Origin of the sequence: Shinella zoogloeoides (assembly GCF_003574625.1) — a bacterium.
Classification (GTDB): Bacteria; Pseudomonadota; Alphaproteobacteria; order Rhizobiales; family Rhizobiaceae; genus Shinella; species Shinella zoogloeoides_A.
The window spans coordinates 65851-84221 of record NZ_QNUJ01000005.1; the positions used below are offsets into that span (position 1 = coordinate 65851).

The 18371-nt window shown below is 68.2% G+C and carries 21 protein-coding genes; 12 read left to right on the top strand and 9 right to left on the bottom strand.

The features are described 5' to 3' along the window. Positions 1 to 255 precede the first annotated feature (255 nt). From DSD28_RS11080 to DSD28_RS11105, 6 genes are all read left to right on the top strand, one after another. Complete coding sequence (locus DSD28_RS11080; RefSeq protein WP_119256465.1) at positions 256 to 804, top strand: DNA-3-methyladenine glycosylase; 549 nt, start codon at positions 256 to 258, stop codon at positions 802 to 804. Positions 805 to 882: 78 nt separating this feature from the next. Further along, positions 883 to 1383, top strand: coding sequence for a ferritin-like domain-containing protein (locus DSD28_RS11085; protein WP_119256466.1), 501 nt, complete (start codon positions 883 to 885; stop codon positions 1381 to 1383). Positions 1384 to 1596: 213 nt separating this feature from the next. Continuing rightward, positions 1597 to 1836 carry a DUF2934 domain-containing protein gene (locus DSD28_RS11090; protein ID WP_119256467.1) on the top strand — a complete coding sequence of 80 codons (240 nt, stop codon included), beginning with the start codon at positions 1597 to 1599 and terminating at the stop codon, positions 1834 to 1836. Positions 1837 to 1920: 84 nt separating this feature from the next. Beyond that, positions 1921 to 3444: a glycogen synthase GlgA gene (gene glgA, locus DSD28_RS11095; protein ID WP_119256468.1), complete on the top strand. Its 1524-nt coding sequence runs from the start codon at positions 1921 to 1923 to the stop codon at positions 3442 to 3444. Next, a complete protein-coding gene (locus DSD28_RS11100; RefSeq protein ID WP_119256469.1) occupies positions 3441 to 4133 on the top strand; it encodes a Crp/Fnr family transcriptional regulator in 693 nt (230 codons plus the stop codon). The genes glgA and DSD28_RS11100 overlap by 4 nt, the downstream gene beginning before the upstream one ends. 76 nt (positions 4134 to 4209) lie before the next feature. Further along, on the top strand, positions 4210 to 4848 hold the full coding sequence (locus DSD28_RS11105; RefSeq protein WP_119256470.1) for a UdgX family uracil-DNA binding protein: 639 nt from the start codon (positions 4210 to 4212) through the stop codon (positions 4846 to 4848). 3 nt (positions 4849 to 4851) lie between these two features. Here the strand turns inward: DSD28_RS11105 and DSD28_RS11110 are convergent, their stop codons facing one another. Beyond that, complete coding sequence (locus DSD28_RS11110; protein WP_119256773.1) at positions 4852 to 5124, bottom strand: DUF2188 domain-containing protein; 273 nt, start codon at positions 5122 to 5124, stop codon at positions 4852 to 4854. 124 nt (positions 5125 to 5248) lie between these two features. Here DSD28_RS11110 and DSD28_RS11115 point away from each other — a divergent pair, with 124 nt between their 5' ends. Next, entirely contained in the window at positions 5249 to 5743 is a 495-nt protein-coding gene (locus DSD28_RS11115) for a BON domain-containing protein (protein WP_162911355.1), read from the top strand. A gap of 11 nt (positions 5744 to 5754) precedes the next feature. Then, positions 5755 to 5922 (top strand): hypothetical protein, encoded by a 168-nt coding sequence (locus DSD28_RS25895; RefSeq protein ID WP_162911356.1) that lies wholly within the window; start codon positions 5755 to 5757, stop codon positions 5920 to 5922. A gap of 3 nt (positions 5923 to 5925) precedes the next feature. On the opposite strand, the gene DSD28_RS11120 is transcribed toward DSD28_RS25895, so the two are convergent. Next, positions 5926 to 6996 carry an ROK family protein gene (locus DSD28_RS11120; RefSeq protein ID WP_119256472.1) on the bottom strand — a complete coding sequence of 357 codons (1071 nt, stop codon included), beginning with the start codon at positions 6994 to 6996 and terminating at the stop codon, positions 5926 to 5928. 107 nt (positions 6997 to 7103) lie between these two features. Between DSD28_RS11120 and otsB the strand changes: the two genes are divergently transcribed. From otsB to DSD28_RS25900, 3 genes are read left to right on the top strand one after another with little or no spacing between them, the layout of a single operon-like run. Further along, on the top strand, positions 7104 to 7916 hold the full coding sequence (gene otsB, locus DSD28_RS11125; protein ID WP_119256473.1) for a trehalose-phosphatase: 813 nt from the start codon (positions 7104 to 7106) through the stop codon (positions 7914 to 7916). A 55-nt stretch (positions 7917 to 7971) separates the two neighbouring features. Further along, a complete protein-coding gene (locus tag DSD28_RS11130; RefSeq protein ID WP_119256474.1) occupies positions 7972 to 8412 on the top strand; it encodes a PPC domain-containing DNA-binding protein in 441 nt (146 codons plus the stop codon). Positions 8413 to 8418: 6 nt separating this feature from the next. Continuing rightward, positions 8419 to 8721, top strand: coding sequence for a hypothetical protein (locus DSD28_RS25900; RefSeq protein ID WP_162911357.1), 303 nt, complete (start codon positions 8419 to 8421; stop codon positions 8719 to 8721). A 35-nt stretch (positions 8722 to 8756) separates the two neighbouring features. Here DSD28_RS25900 and trpA read toward each other — a convergent pair whose 3' ends face one another. From trpA to DSD28_RS11165, 7 genes are all read right to left on the bottom strand, one after another. Then, entirely contained in the window at positions 8757 to 9581 is an 825-nt protein-coding gene (trpA, locus tag DSD28_RS11135; RefSeq protein ID WP_119256475.1) for a tryptophan synthase subunit alpha, read from the bottom strand. Between the two features lie 2 nt (positions 9582 to 9583). Beyond that, positions 9584 to 10771: a tryptophan synthase subunit beta gene (gene trpB / locus DSD28_RS11140; RefSeq protein WP_119256476.1), complete on the bottom strand. Its 1188-nt coding sequence runs from the start codon at positions 10769 to 10771 to the stop codon at positions 9584 to 9586. Further along, positions 10768 to 11700, bottom strand: coding sequence for an ABC transporter permease (locus DSD28_RS11145; RefSeq protein ID WP_119256477.1), 933 nt, complete (start codon positions 11698 to 11700; stop codon positions 10768 to 10770). The genes trpB and DSD28_RS11145 overlap by 4 nt, the downstream gene beginning before the upstream one ends. Beyond that, entirely contained in the window at positions 11697 to 13211 is a 1515-nt protein-coding gene (locus DSD28_RS11150) for a sugar ABC transporter ATP-binding protein (RefSeq protein WP_119256478.1), read from the bottom strand. The genes DSD28_RS11145 and DSD28_RS11150 overlap by 4 nt, the downstream gene beginning before the upstream one ends. 16 nt (positions 13212 to 13227) lie before the next feature. Beyond that, on the bottom strand, positions 13228 to 14142 hold the full coding sequence (locus DSD28_RS11155) for a sugar ABC transporter substrate-binding protein (RefSeq protein ID WP_245424812.1): 915 nt from the start codon (positions 14140 to 14142) through the stop codon (positions 13228 to 13230). 31 nt (positions 14143 to 14173) lie between these two features. Continuing rightward, positions 14174 to 15622, bottom strand: coding sequence for a xylulokinase (locus DSD28_RS11160; protein ID WP_162911358.1), 1449 nt, complete (start codon positions 15620 to 15622; stop codon positions 14174 to 14176). Positions 15623 to 15768: 146 nt separating this feature from the next. Further along, positions 15769 to 16713 carry an AraC family transcriptional regulator gene (locus DSD28_RS11165; protein ID WP_162911359.1) on the bottom strand — a complete coding sequence of 315 codons (945 nt, stop codon included), beginning with the start codon at positions 16711 to 16713 and terminating at the stop codon, positions 15769 to 15771. Positions 16714 to 16875: 162 nt separating this feature from the next. On the opposite strand from DSD28_RS11165, the gene DSD28_RS11170 reads away from it, so the two are divergent. After that, positions 16876 to 18282, top strand: coding sequence for a PLP-dependent aminotransferase family protein (locus DSD28_RS11170; RefSeq protein ID WP_119256481.1), 1407 nt, complete (start codon positions 16876 to 16878; stop codon positions 18280 to 18282). Positions 18283 to 18371 lie beyond the last annotated feature (89 nt).

Consider the following 18371-nt stretch of genomic DNA (forward strand, 5'->3'; position numbering starts at 1 on the left):
AAATTCTCTAACCATGGCGGCTTTGTACGATCCCGTACGCAGCGGGGAAAGGTTCGCGCACGGCTTTCCCTCCCGCCCCTCCGGTGGCAGGTTCCGGCTTCCCGAAACGGGAGGGTGCGGCCGCCTTGCGGCCGGGCGGATTCTCAAGCGTGTCCGTCGCCGGGGCTCCCCCGAGTCCCGGCCGCCCGTTTTTCTCCATGGACCGCCAGGCTGCGGGCGTTGCCCGCTGCGCCGGCGCCGTCCTAGGATCATGGCATGACCCTGAACCGATCCTTCTTCGCGCGCGATGCCGTCGATGTCGCGGCCGATCTTCTCGGTGTGCTGTTGCTCGTCGACGGCGTCGGCGGCATCATCGTGGAAACCGAGGCCTATCGCCGCGACGACGAGGCCTCGCACAGCCACCGCGGGCCGACGCCCTCCAATGCCGCGATGTTCGGCGATGCCGGGCGGGCCTATGTCTACCGCTCCTACGGGCTGCACTGGTGCCTGAATTTTGTCTGCGAGCCGGGTAGCGCCGTGCTGCTGCGCGCCCTGGAGCCGACGGAAGGCGTCGAGACCATGATGGCGCGGCGCTCGCTCGCCGTGACGCGGCGGCTTTGCGCCGGGCCGGGCAATCTCTGCAAGGCGCTTGCCGTCGGCGGCGGGATGAACGGCCTTTCCCTCTTCGAGCCGCCCTTCCGCCTGGACCTGCCGGTCGAGCCGCCCGTCTCCACCTCCGGCGTGCGGATCGGCATCAGCAAGGCGGCGGACCGGCCGTGGCGCTTTGCGGTGCGGGGTTCTCCCTATCTCAGCAAGCCGATCTGAAGTCTCCGATCCCGCGTGGAACATTCGGGCGTGCCCCCGAGTTCGAGCATCCGTTCCCTCATACCCATGGAGACATCAATGGCTACCGAGAAGACACTGGACGATCTGTTCCTCGATACTCTCAAGGACATCTATTATGCGGAAAAGCAGATCCTGAAGGCGCTGCCCAAGATGGCGCGGGCCGCGCAGTCGGAGGAGGGCAAGCAGGGCTTCCTGCATCATCGCGACGAGACGCAGGGGCAGATCGAGCGGCTGGAGGAGGTCTTCGAACTCCTCGGCAAGGCGCCCCGCGGCAAGACCTGCGAGGCGATCCAGGGCATCATCGCCGAGGCCGAGGAGATCATGGAGAGCTTCAAGGCCACCCCGGCGCTCGATGCGGGCCTCATCTCCTCCGCGCAGGCGGTCGAGCATTACGAGATCGCGCGCTACGGCACGCTGATCGCCTGGGCAAAGCAGATCGGCCTCGACAAGGCGGTTCCGCTCCTGCAGGCCAATCTGGAGGAAGAGGCCGCGACCGACAAGAAGCTGACGAAGCTTGCCGAATCTTCGGCCAATGCGAAGGCCAAAAAGGCGGCCTGACCGTCTGCTTGGAGGCGGCCCCGGCGGGCCGCCTCCGGTCGCCCAGGCGGGGCGGGAAGATTTTCGTCAAACCCGATTTTTTCCGGGAACAATCGACGGACAGGCCGGTTGATGGGTTGCAGGAAATTCCCGCCACACGATGACGGCCCCAAGCCGTCCAGAAGAAAAAGTCGGCGGGCGTTGACGCCATCAGCTCAGAAAAGGGACGCTCTCATGGTCGATTTTGAAGATCTCGTTCGCAGCGAAGCCTATCGCATCTGGGAAACGGAAGGCTGCCCCGACGGCCAGCATGATCGCCACTGGCAGATGGCGGCCGAGCGGGTGAGGGAGGCACACTCGCCCACGCGGGCCGAGGCTCCCGTCGTCCCCCTTCCGCTGAAGCGCGTGGCGCTGTCGGCGCGTCGTGGCAAGCCGCGGCCGTCGGTGGCGGTCGAGCTTCGCGCTTCCGCTTGATCCTCCCCGTGGACCTGCGCCCGGCAGCGATGCCGGGCGCTGATGCGTTTCTCGTCCTTCGCGCGGAGTGTCACCTGACGGGCCATGAACGTTCTGTCGACTGTTTCCGAGGTTTTTCCTCTCATCAAGACCGGGGGATTGGCGGATGTCGCGGGGGCTCTCCCCAAGGCGCTGCGGTCCCACGGCATTCTGGTCTCGACGCTCGTGCCGGGCTATCGCGCGGTGCTGGAGCATCTGCCCCGGCGGTCGCCGGTGGCCCGGCTCGACGGCCTGCTCGGCCACGATGCGGTGCTGTCGCGGGCCGAGGCCGACGGGCTCGACTTGCTCGTGCTCGAAATCCCCGAGCTCTATGACAGGCCGGGTGGCCCCTATCTCGATGGCGAAGGGCGAGACCACCCGGACAACTGGCTGCGCTTTGCGGCCTTTTCGCTCGCCGGGGCAAGGCTCGCGCTCGGGGAGGTGCTGGCGGTGCGGGCGGATATCGTGCATGTCCACGACTGGCAGACGGCGCTCGTGCCGGTCTATCTGCGCTATGCGTTCCGCAGCTCGCTTCCGGTGGTCTGCACCGTTCACAACCTCGCCTTCCAGGGGCAGTTCTCCTTCGATATCGCCGGCCGGCTCGGCCTTCCCGACGCAGCCTTCGGCATCGAATGCCTCGAATATTACGGCGGCGTCGGCTTCCTGAAGGGCGGGCTGCTCTCGTCCGACGTGGTGACCACCGTCAGCCCCACCTATGCGCGGGAAATCCTGTCGCCGGAGCTCGGCATGGGGCTCGACGGCGTGTTGCAGACGCGGCGCTCGGCGCTTTACGGCATCGTCAACGGCATCGATTCCGATATCTGGAATCCGTCCTCCGATCCGCTCGTTCCCCGCCGCTACGATGCGCGCTCGCTGCCGCGCCGGCAGGCAAACCGCGCGGCGATGCTGTCGCATTTCGGCCTCGGGGATGCCGGCGGGCCGCTCTTTGCCGCCTTGACGCGCCTTGCCTGGCAGAAGGGCGCGGACATGATCCCGGACGCGGCTGAGGAAGTCGTGCAGCATGGCGGCCAGTTCGTCGTCTGCGGCCAGGGCGATGCGGCGATAGAGGACGCGCTCAGGGATTGCGCCCGGCGCCACCCGGAACGCGTTGCCGTGCATATCGGCTACAGCGAGGAGCTCGCCCATCTCATCGTCTCGGGCTGCGACGTGCTGGTGCAGCCGTCCCGCTTCGAGCCCTGCGGCCTCACCCAGCTCTACGCCATGCGCTACGGCGCCATTCCGCTGGTCGGGCGGACGGGCGGGCTCTCCGAGACGATCATCGACGCCAACGAGGCGGCGATGGCGCGGGCCGTCGCCACGGGGTTCCAGTTCCACCCGATCGAGCCGCACAGTTTCCGCGAGGCGGTGCGCCGCGCCTGCGAGGCGTTCGAAGACCGGGAGGCCTGGGCGAGCCTGCAGCGGCAGGCGATGAAGGCGGACTTCTCCTGGGACCGCAGCGCCTTCCAGTATGCCCAGCTTTTCGAGGCGCTGCAGGCGGCATGGCAGGCGACGGCGGAGGTCGGCGCGCTGCCGGCCGGGCCGGAGCGGGCCCGATACGGAAGGACGGTGCGGAAAGGAGCCGGCCGATGACGCGGCAGAACAGGCTTCTGGCGGCGCTCGGCCCGGAGGAGCACGATGCACTCCTGCCCCTGATGACCGACGTGGCCTTGCCGCAGGGGCTGGAACTCTCCCGTCCCCAGTCGCCGATCGACCATTGTTACTTCCCGGGCTCGGGGATCATCTCGACGGTGGTGGTGTCGCCGACCGGCAAGCAGGCCGAAATCGGCATCATCGGCCGGGAAGGCATGTCGCCGTCCTCGGCCATCCTCGGGATGGACCGCAATCCGTTCCGCACGGTCATGCAGGTGGACGGGCGCGGTTGGCGCATCCGGTGGGAGGATTTTCAAAGTCAGGTCGAGGAGCGGCCTGCCTTCCGGTCCGTCATGCTGCGCTGGGCGCAGGCCTTTTCCTGCCAGGTCGCCTTCACGGCGCTTTCGCAGGCCATCGACCATGTCGACGAGCGCCTCGCCCGCTGGATCCTGATGTGCCACGACCGGGTGGACGGCGACCGGCTGGCCCTGACGCACGAATTCCTGGCGGTGATGCTCGCCGTCCGGCGGGCGAGCGTCACGAATGCCCTGCATGTGCTGGAAGGCAACGGCTTCATCTATTCCCAGCGCGGCATCATCGTCATCCGCAACCGCGCGGCCCTGCAGGCCTTCGCGGCGAATTCCTATGGCGAAAGCGAGCGGGAATATGCCCGCCTCTTTCCCTCGTGAGTCCCACGAAATCTCAGGGGAACAACCGGCAGGCTTGCGGATTGAAGGGAGGCAGTCATCCGCTGGGAATACGGTCATGCTGAAGAAGGCGAGCACGCCGGCGCCGGCTTTTCAGGAACACGCGCAAGGCGATATCGAGGCGATGCACGCCGCGGCGGCGGAATGCCGGCGCTGCGACCTTTATCGCGAGGCGACTCAGGTCGTTTTCGGCGAGGGCGCGAAGCGGGCGCGGGTGCTTCTCGTCGGCGAGCAGCCGGGCGACCGGGAGGACCAGCTCGGCCATCCCTTCGTCGGCCCGGCCGGGCGCTTCCTCGACGGCTGTCTCGAGGAGGCCGGCATCGACCGCTCCGCCTGCTACCTCACCAATGCGGTCAAGCATTTCAAGTTCAAGCGCTTCGGCAAGCGGCGTATCCATGAAAGGCCGAATACCGGCGAGGTCCGGCAATGCGCCTGGTGGCTGGGCGGCGAGATCGAGCGGTTGAAGCCGGCGCTCCTCGTCGCGCTGGGCGCGACCGCGACCTTCGCCCTTCTCGGCAAGCGCCACGCCGTCACGGCGGATCGCGGCCGCATCGTCGAGACGGAAAGCGGCGTGCCGACGCTGATCACCGTCCACCCTTCCGCGCTGCTGCGCAGCCGCGGCCGGCCCGATGCCGAGCAGGAGCGCGGCCGCTTCGTGGCGGAACTGCGCAAGATCAGGCCGTTTCTCGAAAGCTGAGCGTCAGGCCGGCGGGTCGTCCGTCGCCGTTTCGGCGCTATCCTCCACCTCGGTCTCCGGCCGGTCCCGCCCCGCCGCCACCTCGTTGTGCCATCGGCCGTCCTCGTCCTCATAGGAGATGAAGCGGTCCTCGTCGCTTCTTTCGTGCCGTTCGGCCGCAAGGCGGGCGGCCGCGAGCGCTTCGGCATGGTTGGGGAATGTCTCGGAAAAGACGTCGTCCAGCCGGTAGGCCCAGCCGTCTTCGTGCGGCACGACATGATAGGTGATCGGCATGATGCGCTCCCTGGTTGTCTCGATGCGGAAGAAACCGGCCGTGCGGCAAATGGTTCCGGCACGGCGGAACAATGGGCGGGCGGATCGGTTCGAACCTCCTCAGGTATAACAAGCGACGGAGATGACGATGAACGGCCGCAAGCAAGCCCCCCGCGAAGACGACTTTCGCGATTACGAACAGCGCGACATCCGCGACGGCTGGCCCTATCCGGACAATGACGGCGACCTGAACGACGGGAAGAACGCGCCCTACGGCGCGCCGGGGACCAATTTCGACGCGCGCGGCAACAAGGGCGTGGAGGTCGAGGCCGATCCCGACCTGCGGGACGTCGACGGCGCGCCCATGCCGTTTTCCGACGGGAACGAGGAGGCGATCGCCGCCGACGACCTCGAGGCGCGCATCATGCAGACGCTCGAGGACGACGAGCGGGTCGATCTCGACATGCTGGAAATCACCATCCGGGACGGTGTCGCCGAACTGGACGGGGCGGTCGACAGCGAGGACGACCGGCGCCATCTCATCGGGCTTCTACGGCGGGTGAAGGGGCTGCGGGACGTGCGGGCGGAGGGCTTGCTGGCGCGTGGCGTCGACAGCCATGTCCCGCGCGATGTCGACGAATAGAGGAGACCGTCATGGCCATCATCCCCAACGAGCCCAATCCCGGTCCGACGCCGGTGCCGGACCTTCCGCCCATCGACAAGCCGACGCCGCCGATCAAGGAGCCGGAGCCCGACCGCCTGCCCGACGAGGAACCCAACCCCAATCCGGACGAGAACGACGATCCTCCAAAGCACATATAGGTGTCAGGCGTCGGTGCGGGAAAAGCTCGCATTGCCGAGGCCCGTGCCGATCGTCACCGCGGCCCAGTTGTCGACATCCGCCATGCGCGGCAGCTCCGAAAGCCCCTGCACGACCGCATCGTTGTGCATGATGATGAAGGTGGGCTCGCCGGCGATCTCCGGGATCGCCTTGCGTAACGCGTCCGGCAGGTTGAAATGCGTGCTTTCCCAGTTGCCGCCCGGAAGGTTCTGCCCGCCGCGGGCGATGGCGCCGTCCGGCGCGATGATGCCGGGGCAGCCGATGCCGATCACCGGGGCGAGCGCGAGCTTGGCCTTCTCGGCCTTGCCGATCAGTGCCCCGATCATGTCGACGAGATATTCGATGGTGGCGGTGCGGCGGGGCTCGTCGTCGGCATGGCGCCACAGCTCCGATTTCCAGACCTTCGCCTTGGAGAAATCCGGCTTGTCGTCGAGGTTGAGCTTGACCACGCCGGCGCGGATGTTCGTGCCGCCGATATCGACGGCGAGGATCGCGTCATGGCCCTTCAGCATCCAGGAGGGGATGAGATGCACCGCGCCGATGAGGCCGGCTTCGTCCGGGTGATGGGAGATCGGCACCAGTTCCAGCTTCAGGCCCTCGGCATTGAGGAGAAGCTGCGTGCGGGCGATCGCCATCAGGCCGGACCTGCTGTCGCTGAAACCGCCGCCGACGGCGATCTTCGTCGTCCCCTGCCAGTCCTTCTCCTTCATGTAGCGGGCGAGGATGGCGGCAAGGCCCTTGGCGAAATCGTCTATCGCGGCGAGCACCAAGGCGGCGGCATCCGAGGCCTCGTCCTTGAGGAGGGCGTCGATGTCCTTCTTCGACAGGTCCTCCGTGGCAACGTCGCCGAGGGGGTCTTGGCCGCCTTCGCGCACGCGCCGGCGCCAGCCGTCGATGGCGTCGCGGAAGGCGGATTTGTTGGCCTGATCGCCGATGAAGCCGTTGCGGTCGCGCAGCTCCAGATTGCAGCTCCTGACGCGCACGGCGGGCAGGTCGGTCGCCCCGTGGGCGATGGCGGGATGGTACTCCTCGGCTTTCGCGCTCTGCTTTCCCATATCGCCTCCCACTCGGTTCCAAACTGCGAAGTGAGAATGCGGCGGGGTAAAACTTGTTCCCGGCCACCCCCTTGCCGCCCGGCAAATGCGATCTACTTGCAGGACCCATGAGCGAACAGGAAAAATTGCAGCCGACCGATGCGGCGACCCGCCACCTCGTCCGCCGCCTGATCGACGAGCCGGACCGCTGGGCGCTCTTCCTCGACATCGACGGAACGTTGCTGGACCTTGCGACGACGCCGGACGCCATTCAGGTTCCCCTGTCCCTGCCGGTCGACCTTGCCGCCGTCTCGGGCCGCCTCGGCGGCGCGCTGGCGCTGGTGACGGGCCGGAGCCTCTCCTATGCCGACGGGCTCTTCGCGCCGCATCGCTTTCCGATCGCCGGCCTGCACGGCGCGGAGTTCCGGGCGGCTGACGGGGCGACCTCGGCGGTCGCGCAGACCTCCGGCTTCGACGCGCTCAAGCGCCGGCTGGTCGAGGAAACCGCCTGGATGGAGGGCGTGCTGATCGAGGACAAGGGCGCGGCGGTCGCGGCGCATTACCGGCTGGCGCCGGCCTACGACACCGCGCTGGAAAAGATCATGTGCGATTTCGCGGAGGCGGCGGGGCCGGCCTGGGTGCTGCAGCCCGGCAAGATGGTCTTCGAGATCCGCCCGTCGCGGGCCGACAAGGGCGAGGCGGTCGCCTCCTACCTGGAGCAGCCGCCCTTTCTCGGCCGGCTGCCGGTTGCCGTCGGCGACGACCTGACGGACGAATCGATGTTCGCGCTTGCCAATGCGCGGGGTGGCCAGTCGATCCGGGTGGGCTCGCTCTCGACGGCGACCTGCGCCCTTGCCAAGTCCTCGTCGCCCTCGGCCATCCGCTCGGCGCTCGCCACCATCGCGGCGGCGGGCGCCCGGAAGGAGGCCGCGGCGTCCTGAGCCCGGGAACCGGATCGGCTCTCGCGCCTTTCCCTTCCACGAAGGGAGACGAACGATGCAGCACAAACTTCTGGCAAGCGATGCGGGCGAGCGCACCTTCATCCTCGTTCTTGATGAAGGGGACGAGGCCTTTTCCTGCCTGACCGGGTTCGCGAAGCGCGAGGGCGTGACGGCGGCCTCGATCACCGCCATCGGCGCCTTCCGGGCCGCCACCATCGCCTTCTTCGAATACGAGACGAAGAATTACAAGAAGATACCCGTGGAGGTGCAGTCGGAGGTGCTGAGCCTCATCGGCGACGTCGCGCTCGATGACGACGGCCAGGCGAGCCTTCACCTGCATGTCGTGCTCGGCCTTTCCGACGGCAGCACGAGGGGCGGGCATTTCCTCGAAGGCCATGTGCGTCCGACGCTGGAGGTGGTGCTGCGCGAAACGCCGGCCAGGCTGCGCCGCCGGCACCGCAGCGATCTCGGTATCGCCCTGATCGACGTGGGTTAGGCTGTATTGACGATTAGCTATCTAATCCAGATGGTTATGGGCGGCGATGAGGACGAAGACTCGGAAGTTGGCGGGCGGCTTGTCGTATCACGTTGCGATGCGGCGGAACCGTTTGAATTTGGCAAAGAAGCGCTCAATGAGCTTCGTTTCTGTAGATGCGCCAGTCGCAAGCATGAGGATGCCTTCGTTCGGCCATGGCGGAGTAGCGGCAACAGCTCCGCCATCGAGAATGGTGTCGTGGAAGTAGCACCGCTCAGCTTACCTGCATCCATGGGTGACCTTCAAAAACCGGAATGGAATCTGACCTAATTGGAACACTAAATCGTCACTACATTCTAAGCCGGTTACCGGCCATCGATGGCCTGCCGGTAGCCGCCGACCAGCCCGGCGGCCGTGCGGCGGAAGGCCTCGGCATCCCCTTGCCCGCGCATCGCCTCGAACCGGTCGATGAGGGCCGTTGCGACGATGACGCCATCCGCGACTTCCGCGACTTCCGCCGCCATGTCGGGCGTCTTGACGCCGAAGCCGACGAGGACGGGCAGGCGGCTGGCCGTCCGGCAGCGCGCCACCGCATCCGAGATCGCCTCGATGGAGGCGGAAGGCCCGCCCGTCGGCCCGACGACGGGAATGCAATAGAGAAAGCCGCCGACGCCCTTGCTGGCGGAAACGAAATCCTCGGCCGGCAGCGACGGGGCGGCAAGCGGGATCATCACCAGCCCATGCCTGCCGAGCGCCTTCAGCAGCGGCTCGGCCTCGCGAAGCGGCAGGTCGGCGGCAATGAGGCCGTCGACGCCCGCCGCCGCGGCGCGCGCGGCAAAGGCCTCGTAGCCCATGGCGAGAAGCGGATTGGCATAGCCCATCAGCACGATGGGCGTCGTATCGTCCTCTTCCCGGAAGGCGGCGCAGAGGTCCAGCGTGCGGGAGAGATTGCCGCCCGCCGCGAGCGCCCGCCGGTTGGCGGTCTGGATCGTCGCGCCGTCGAGAATGGGGTCCGAATAGGGATGGCCGATCTCCAGGAGATCGATGCCGTTTCCGACAAGCAGCCGCAGCCGCTCGAGGCTCCCAGTGAAATCCGGATCGCAGGCGACGGTGAAGGTGACGAAGGCGCTGCGGCCCTCCGCCTTGAGGCGCGCGAACATACGGTCGATGCGGTTGGGGGAACGCGCCATGGTCAGCTTTCCGGCCAGATGACGTCGAGGTCCTTGTCGCCGGCGGAAGCCACCATGACGACGACGGCGTCGTTGCGGTCGTAGAGCCGGGCGATGCGCTCGGCGGCCGCCACCGCATGGCCCGCCTCCAGCGAGACGAGGATCCCTTCGCTTTTCGCCAGCCGCAGCACGGCCTGGCGAGCCTCCTCGTCGGTGACGGCGACGGTCTCCACGCGGCCGCGCTCGACGAGATCGGCGATCTCCGGCGCCGAGCCGGGATAGGCGAGCCCCGGCGCGATCGAGGCGGTCGGCAGGATCTGGCCGTGTTCATCCGCCAGCACCAGCGTCTCGGCGCCGTGGAAGATGCCGCGCCGCCCCTTGCCGAGCCGGGCGGAATGCGGCGCATCCCCGCCGGACTGGCCGCCGGCCTCGACCGCGACGAGCCGGATCTGCGGATCGCCGACGAAGGCGGAGAAGATGCCGATGGTCGAGGAGCCGCCGCCGACCGCCGAGACGATGGCGCGCGGCAGCACGCCGGCCTCGATAAGCTGAAGCCGCGTCTCGCGGCCGATCACCGCCTGGAAGGCGCCGACCATAGCCGGATAGGGATGGGCGCCGATGGGCGCGCCGGCGAGATAGGCCGTCGTCGCGCTGTTGCCCATCCAGTGGCGGATGGCGGCGGAGGTCGCCGCGCTCAAGGTCCGGTCGGCATCCTCCACGATCCTGAGATCGGCCCCGAAGGCGCGCATCTTCCTGATCGTCGCGGCGTGCCGCGCCGCATCGCTGCTGCCCATGTAGATGGTGCAGGAAAGCCCGAGCCGGGCGGCGACCGCCGCCGCCGCGACGCCGTTCTGGCCGGAGCCGGTATCCGTGACCACCGAGCCGAGCCCCATGCGCACGGCGAGGAGGCACTGGCCGAGAGCGGAATTGGCGTAGTTGCCGCCATTGAACGTCAGGTCGTCGCGCTTGAGGATGATGCGCGCCCCGCCGTTGGCCGAGGCGAGCGTCACCGTTTCGAAGACCGGCGTCGGCCGGCCGACGAAGCGCTCCAGCAGGTCCTCGAAGGTGCGGCGGAAGATGGGGTCCGCCCAGGCCTGATCGAAGGCGGCTTCGAGGCGGTCGAGCACCGGCAGCAGCACCGGCGCCACGAACTGCCCGCCGAACCGGCCATAGCGCCCCGGCCGCCCTCTTGCCGCGCCCGCCGCCGTCATGCCGCCCCCCTGCCGATGCGGCGCACCAGCACGGCGGAGAGGATGATCGTGCCGGTGATGATGTCCTGCAGGAAGGTCGAGACGCCGAGAATGGTGAGGCCGTTGCCGATGACGGCGATGATCGCCGCGCCGACCACCGTGCCCGGCAGGTTCGCCTCGCCCTCGCGGAAGGCCGTCATGCCGAGGAAGACGGCGGCATAGGCCGTCAGCAGATAGCCGCCCCCGCCCGTCGGGCTCGCGCTGCCGATGCGGGCTGTGAGCAGGATGCCGACCAGCGCCGAGAGAACCGCCGAGACGACGAAGGCCGCCGTCGTGTTGGAGACGATCCGGACGCCCGCCAGCCGCGCCGCCTCGCGGTTTCCGCCGATGGCATAGAGTCGGCGGCCGAATTCCAGCTTGTCGAGCAGGACCCAGACGACGAGCGCGATGGCGATCAGCCACCAGGTCAGCGTCGGCAGGCCCAGCACGTGCCCGCGCGCCATGTCGCGGAAGCCGGCCGGGATATCGCCGAGCAGCGTCGCACCGTCGGAGACCCAGAAGGTGATGCCGCCGATGATGGTGCCGGTCGCGAGCGTCGCGATGAAGGAAAGCACCTGGAAGCGCGAGACCACATAACCCGAGACCGCGCCGAAGAGCGCCGCAACCGCCAGCACGAGGAGGCAGGCGAGCGGCGCGGGCACGCCGAGCTTGAAGAGATAGACGACGAAGATGCCGCCGAAGGAGACGATGGAGGCGGTCGATAGGTCGAACTCGCCGACGGCCATCACGACAGTCGCGCCGATGGCGACAATGGCGAGCAGCGTCATCTGCTGGGTGATGTTGACGAGGTTCGACATGGAGCCGAACGCCCCCGGCGAGGCGATGGAGAAGACGATGACGATGGCGATGAGCGCGATGAGCGTTCCGTATTGTCTGACAAGGCCGGTCATGCGGCGGGTTCTCTTCTGGTCTCGTGATGGAATGCGGCGTCGATGATGCGCGGCGGCGCGATGGCCTCGCCCTCCAGCCGCGCCGTGATCTCGCCATCGGCGAAGACGGCAACGCGGTGCGAGAGCGCCAGCAGTTCATCCATGTCGCTGGTCGTCATCAGCACGGCCGCGCCCTCAGCGGCGATGCGCCGGACGATGGCATGGATTTCCGCCTTGGCGCCGACATCGACCCCGCGTGTCGGCTCGTCGAGGATGAGCAGGCGGATGCGCCCGCCGAACCAGCGGCCGAACAGCAGCTTCTGCTGGTTCCCGCCGGAAAGCGTCAGCGGCAGGGCGAAGGGCGAGCCCATCTTCACCGAAAGCTGCGTGCGGATATCCTCCGCCCGCGCCGCCAGCCGGCTGCGGCTGGTGACCGGCAGCGCCGGATGGGACCGCACCCGCGAAAGGTCGCTGATCGCCAGGTTCTCCGCGATGGAGCGGGCCGTCACCAGCCCCTCGTGCCGGCGATCCTCCGGCACATAGGCCCCGCCGTGGCGGATGCGCGCGTGGATGTCGCCCGGCTTCAGGACATGGCCGTCGAGGAGGACCGTTCCGCCCTCCGTCCGGCGCGCGCCCCAGATCATCTTCATGAAGGACGACCGGCCCGCGCCGACCAGCCCGTAGAGGCCGAGGATTTCGCCTTCGCCGACCATCAGCGACAGCGTGTTGCCGCGTTGCCCGAACGGCAGGTCGCGAACCTCCAGCACCGGCCTGCCGGCGGCGGGCACGGCGGGACGACCGGAGGTTATTTCCTCGTGGCCGGACATCATGCGCACCAGATCGGCCCGTGTCGCGCCTTGCATGACACCGGTCCCGGCCGTCGCGCCGTTGCGCAGCACCGTGAAGGCGTCACAGATCTCGGCCACCTCGTCGAGCCGGTGGGAAATGTAGATGACGGCGACGCCGCGCGCCGCCAGCGCCCGCACCGCCTCGTGCAGCCGCCGCGCCTCGCCTTCGGAAAGCGAGGCCGTCGGCTCGTCCATCACGACCAGCCGCGCCGGCTCGTTCATCAGCGCGCGGATGATCTCGACGAGTTGCTTCTGCCCAGTGGTCAGCCGCCCGGCCGGCACGTCGAGCGGCAGGTCCGGCGCGATCGCCGCCGCCGTCGCCGCCACCGCGCGCCGCATGGCGGCGCGGTCGATGAAGGGGCCGCGCTTCGGATAGGACCGGCCGACGAAGGCGTTCTCGACGGCGTCGAACTGCGGCACGAGGCTGAGTTCCTGGTGGATGAAGCGGAAGCCGAGCGCCTCCGCCTCCCGCACGCTGCTGATCGCGATCGCCTCGCCGTCGACCCGGATTTCGCCGGCGTCCGGCCGCACGAGGCCGGAGAGCGTCTTGATCAGCGTCGACTTGCCCGCGCCGTTCTCGCCGAGCAGGCCATGCACCGAGCCGGCGGCCACGGAAAGGTTCGCCCCGGCCAGCGCCCGCGCGCCGCCGAAGCGTTTTTCGAGGCCCTTGATCTCAAGCAGCATGTCCGGCGATCCTTCGTTACGGGCAGGTCACGCCGAGCGTCTCGGGCGTGATCATGACGGCCGGAACGAAGAGCTCGTCCTTGTCCGCCTTGCCGCCGCCAAGGATCTTCTCGAGCTGCTCGGCGCCGACGGCCGCCATCTTCGGGAAGTCCTGGCGGAAGGTCGCCTTGTAGCGCGTGCAGGACTTGATCATCTCGATCGCCTGCTCGCTGCCGTCGATGCCCATGATGATGAACTTTGCATCCGGCTTTTCCGATTCCGTCGCCAGCTCCGCGCCGACGCCCGGATCGTCCCAGGCCGCCCACACGCCGTTGATCTCGTCGCCATGCTGGCGAAGGATGTTCTCCATCGCGATGCGACCGTCATCCACCGGCCCCGGCACCTTCACGAAATGATCGGCGATGACCTTGATGTCGGGGTTCTTCTTCAGGGCCTCGTCGAGCGCCAGCTCGCGCTGGTGCACGCCCGGATGCGCCGAATGGAAGAATTTTACGATATTGCCCTTGCCGCCGAGCGCCTTGAAGAGCGCGTCGGAAAGCTGGGTGCCGAGATCGAAATTGTTGGAGGTGACGTTGACCGCGACATGCGCGTTCTTCGAACCGTCGAGCGAGATGACAGGGATGCCGGCATTCGCCGCAAGCGCCACCTGGTCCTCGACCTGCGCCGGATCCGTCGAGACCAGCACGATGGCCGAGGCCTTGGCGTTGATCGTGTCCTCCATGCGCGAGGCGAGCTGGCCGAAATCGCTGCGGGTATCGATGATGGTGACGTTCCAGCCGCGCTTCTCACCCTCCGCCTTGAAGCTCTGCGCCATCTCGTTGGTCGGCACCGAGCCGATATAGGGCGTCAGGATGGTGACGTCGGTGGCGAAGGCGGCAGAAGTCGACGCCATGAGCGCCGCGATGGCCGCTGCAAATACGAATTTCTTCATTGGGGTTCTCCTCTCCGGAAAGGTCGTTTCTTCATTGGGTGCGGATCAGCCCGATGGGGCGAAGCGCGTCTATGGCGTTGCGATAGGCATGGAACATGGCGTCGTAGCGCGAAGCGCGCCGCGGATCTGGCTCGAAGACCCGCTCGACGCTGGTCATCGCCGGCACGGCCTCGGCTATCGAGCCGAAGGCGCCGATGCCGACGGCCGCGAGGATGGCCGCGCCGAGGCAGCCCACATCGACGAAGGCGAAGCGATGCAGCGGAATGCCGAGGCAGTCGGCACGGATCTGGCTCCAGAGGTCCGAGCGCCCGCCGCCGCCGCCATAGAGCATGTGGTCCGGCCGGAAGCCCGCCGCATCGATGAGCGAGCCCATGGCATGGCGCGCCGCCAGCGCCACGCCTTCCAGCACGGCGAGCGCGAAATCCGGCCCGCCGGCCCGGCTGTCGAGGCCGATGAAGGCGCCGCGAATCTCGGAATCCCAGAGCGGCGCACGCTCGCCCTCGAGATGCGGCAGGAAGAGGATCGGCCGGTCATCGCGGCTGGCAAGGCCAGCGAGCCGCGGCACCTCGCCCGGCTCCACGCCCGCCGTCGCCGCCCACCAGCGCAGCGAATCCGCCCCGCTCTGCGTCGGCCCGGCATTGACCACCAGCCCGTCGATGGTGGCGAAGGTGACGATGCCGGGCGCCCCGATGCGCTGCGATCCGGCCAGCGCGAGGATCTCGGAGGTGCCGCTGACATACATGCCCTGCCCCGGCCGGCAGACGCCGCAGCCGAAGAGATTGCCCCAGGCATCCATCGTGCCCGTCACCACCGGCACCTTGCGGCCGGAGGAACCGAGCGCCATCTCGCCGGCGATCTCGGTGAAATGCCGGAGCGGCGGCAGCTTGCTCGCCGCGCCGGGCACCCGGGCGATCAGCGCGTCGATATAGCGGAGGTCCTGCCCGACATGGCCGAAAGCGGAGATGGGATCGGACGAGGCCCCGCCCGTCAGGTGCAGGAGGCAGAAATCGCGCGTCGAGAGAACCTGATGCGTGCGCTCCCAGAGATCGGGGCGGTGCTTGGAAAACCACAGCATCTTCGCCAGCACATGGCTCGCGCCGATCGGCATTTCGGCGCCCCACCAGCTGCGCTTTTCCGCGGGCGTGATCGTGGCATCGAGCGCCGCCGCTTCCGCGCCGGCCCGGATATCCTGCCAGCAGATCGCGGGCGCCAGCGGCGTGCCGTCCCGGTCGACGAAGACATCCGTATTGACCTGGCTGCAAAGACCGACCGCGCGGATCTCGGCCGGGTTGCGGCCGACGAGCAGGGCATCGATCGCATCGCGGATGCCGTCGAGCCAGTGCTGCGGGTCCTGCTCGACCATGCCGGATGCGGGACGCTCGGTCGGATAGCCGCGGCTCCAATGGTCGAGCACCGTGCCGTTCATGTCGAACAGCGCCGCCTTGATCGAGGTCGAACCGACATCGAAGCCGATCAGCATTTCATTCTCCCGCCCGCCGCCCTCACGCGGCGTCCGGGCGGACATTAGGGTCCCGTCATGAAGCTGTCATGGGGAATGATGCCGCGGCGGGGCGATCCGGCGCGAATTCTGCAGGATGTGGATAGTGCCGGCCGGGGCCGGCGCCGTCAGTGATCACGGCGGATATCCGCCGAGGGAAGCACGCCGAAGGCCTCCCGGTAGGTGGCGGAAAAACGGCCGAGGTGATGGATGCCAACGCGCCGTGCCGCCTCGGCCGCGCAAAGGCCCTCCTCGCGGATCAGCCTACGCGCCGCCTCCATGCGGATGCGCGTCAGGATCTCATGCGGCGTGCGCTGGTAATAGGTCCGGAACCCCTCGTAGAGCGCCCGCTCGGAAACGCCGATCTCGCCCGCGATCGCCGGCATCAGCAGGCGTTCGGGATAGCGGGATCGCAGCGCATCCATCGCCTGCTTCACATGGCGGGGCGAAACATGCAGCCGCTCGGGGACCACCGATGCGGCGCTGGTGAAGGCGACATTGCCGAGGAGCTGGTCGACGACGGAACCGAGCGCCGCGTCGACGGCCTGCGGCGCATCCGAAAAGGCGTCGTCCGCAAGCATTTCGGAAAAGGCGCTGAGGACCGAGGCGAGCTGCCGCCCATGCCGGCTGGAAAGGTCGATGACGGGATTGAACACCGGACTGCCGCCACGCCGGCGCGATATCGCCGCGAGGCGCTCCTCGACCAGCCTGCGGTCGATCTGCAACATCCGCTGCCGCGTGCCCCGCCGCCAGCGCGACTGGAACTTCGGCCCCGGCGACAGGATCAGCGCCTTGCCCGCTTCCGAGCGGATGGTCTCGGTTCCGAAGGCGATGTCCACGCCGCCGGAAACCGGCATTTCGAGCATGTAGAAATCCTCGAAGCGGGAGCTGATCGTGACCTCGTGGCCATATTGCAGGAAATTGAAGCCGGAGCCGGAGAACTGCACGCAGCGATGACGGAAATCGACGGCGCCCGTCCGATCCTGCGGCGCCAGCCGGTGGTCGCAATAGGAGGCCGAGAGGTAGGCTTCCGCCTCCCCGAGCGCCGTCGCCCTTGTTTCCCTGACCTCCAACGGCAAGCGTCCGCCCTCTGCCCCCTGTTCGACGGTGCCACTATCGCAATGGCGGCCGGCAACGGCAAGGCTTCCTTGCGACGCTTTGTCCGGAAGCGGTGGATGACAGGCGGGCATGCAGGCAATATACAGTCAATATCCGCAGCGCATGGAATCCCCGGCATGAAGAACTGGCATCCCGATCTGGGCCAAAGTGACAGCCCCCTCTACATGGCGATTGCCGACCTGATCGCGGCGGACCTGCGCAGCGGCGTGCTGGCGGCCGGTGACAAGCTGCCGACGCACCGGGCGCTGGCCAAGCGCCTTGCCATCGACGTTACCACGGTGGCGCGCGGCTATCTGGAGGCGCAGAAGCGCGGACTCGTGCAATCGCATGTCGGCCGCGGCACCTTCGTGACCGGCAATGCTGCGGCCCCGGCCAGTGTCCCGCCTGCCGACACGCCCGCCGATCCGCGTCGTGCCGCCATCGTCGACCCGTCGATGAACATGCCGCCCGAGCCCGACGATCCAGCCCTTCTCGCCCGCATGCGCGGCGGGCTCGCTGCGCTTTCGGCCGATCTCGTCCCGCTCCTGCGCTATCAGGGCTTCGGCGGCGCGGCCGTGGACAAGGAGGCCGCCGCGCTGTGGCTCGCGCGCCGCGGCCTGACACCGCGGCAGGAGCGCATCTTCGTCACGCCGGGCGCGCACCCGACGCTGCTTGCGATCCTCGGTACGCTCGCCGCCGCGGGAGACACGGTGCTCTCGGAAAACATTACCTATCCCGGCATCCGCTCCATCGCCGCCCAGCTCCGCCTGCGCCTTGTCGGCCTGCCGATGGACGGCGACGGCATCCTGCCGGACGCCTTCGCGGCGGCCTGCGAGCGCGAAAGGCCGAAGGCGCTCTATCTCAACCCGACACTGCACAATCCCCTGACTTTCACCATGCCCGCCGCGCGCCGCGCGGAAATCGCCGCCGTGGCGCAAAGATACCGCGTGCCCATCGTCGAGGACGACGCCTACGGCTTTATTCCCGCCGACGGGCCGGCGCCCCTCGCCGCCCATGCGCCGGACCTTACCTGGCATATCGGCGGGCTTTCGAAATGCATCGGCGCGGGCCTGCGCCTTGCCTATGTCGCCGCGCCGGACGACAGCCGCGCGCTCTGGTCCTTCGCCGGCGCGATGCGGGCCGGCAGCGTCATGGCCTCGCCGCTCTCCGCCGCGCTCGCGACGCGCTGGACCGAGGACGGCACGGCCGAGGCGATCCTCGCGGCCCTCCGCATCGAAACGGCGGAGCGCCAGGCGCTCGCCGCAAGCCTGCTGCCGACAGGCAGCCATGTCGCCGACCCGCTGAGCTTCAACATCTGGCTGCCCCTGCCGCATGGCTGGACCCGCTCCACCTTCAGCGCCTATATGCGCGACAGCGGCCTCGGCGTCGTCGCGAGCGACGCCTTCACGGTCGACAGCACGCCGCCGGAGGCCGTGCGCGTCTGCCTCGGCGGCCCCATCGCCCGCCCGCAGCTCCGCTCCGCCCTCGAATTCATGGCGCATGCCCTCGAAGGCCCGCCCGAAATGGCCGGCTCGTTCTTCTGAATCAATCCTCTTCCCGCCCTCGGGGCAGTCGCGCGCGAACTCCGTCCGCGCGCCTGCGTCAGTATGTCTGCTCGACAGATTGACTGCAT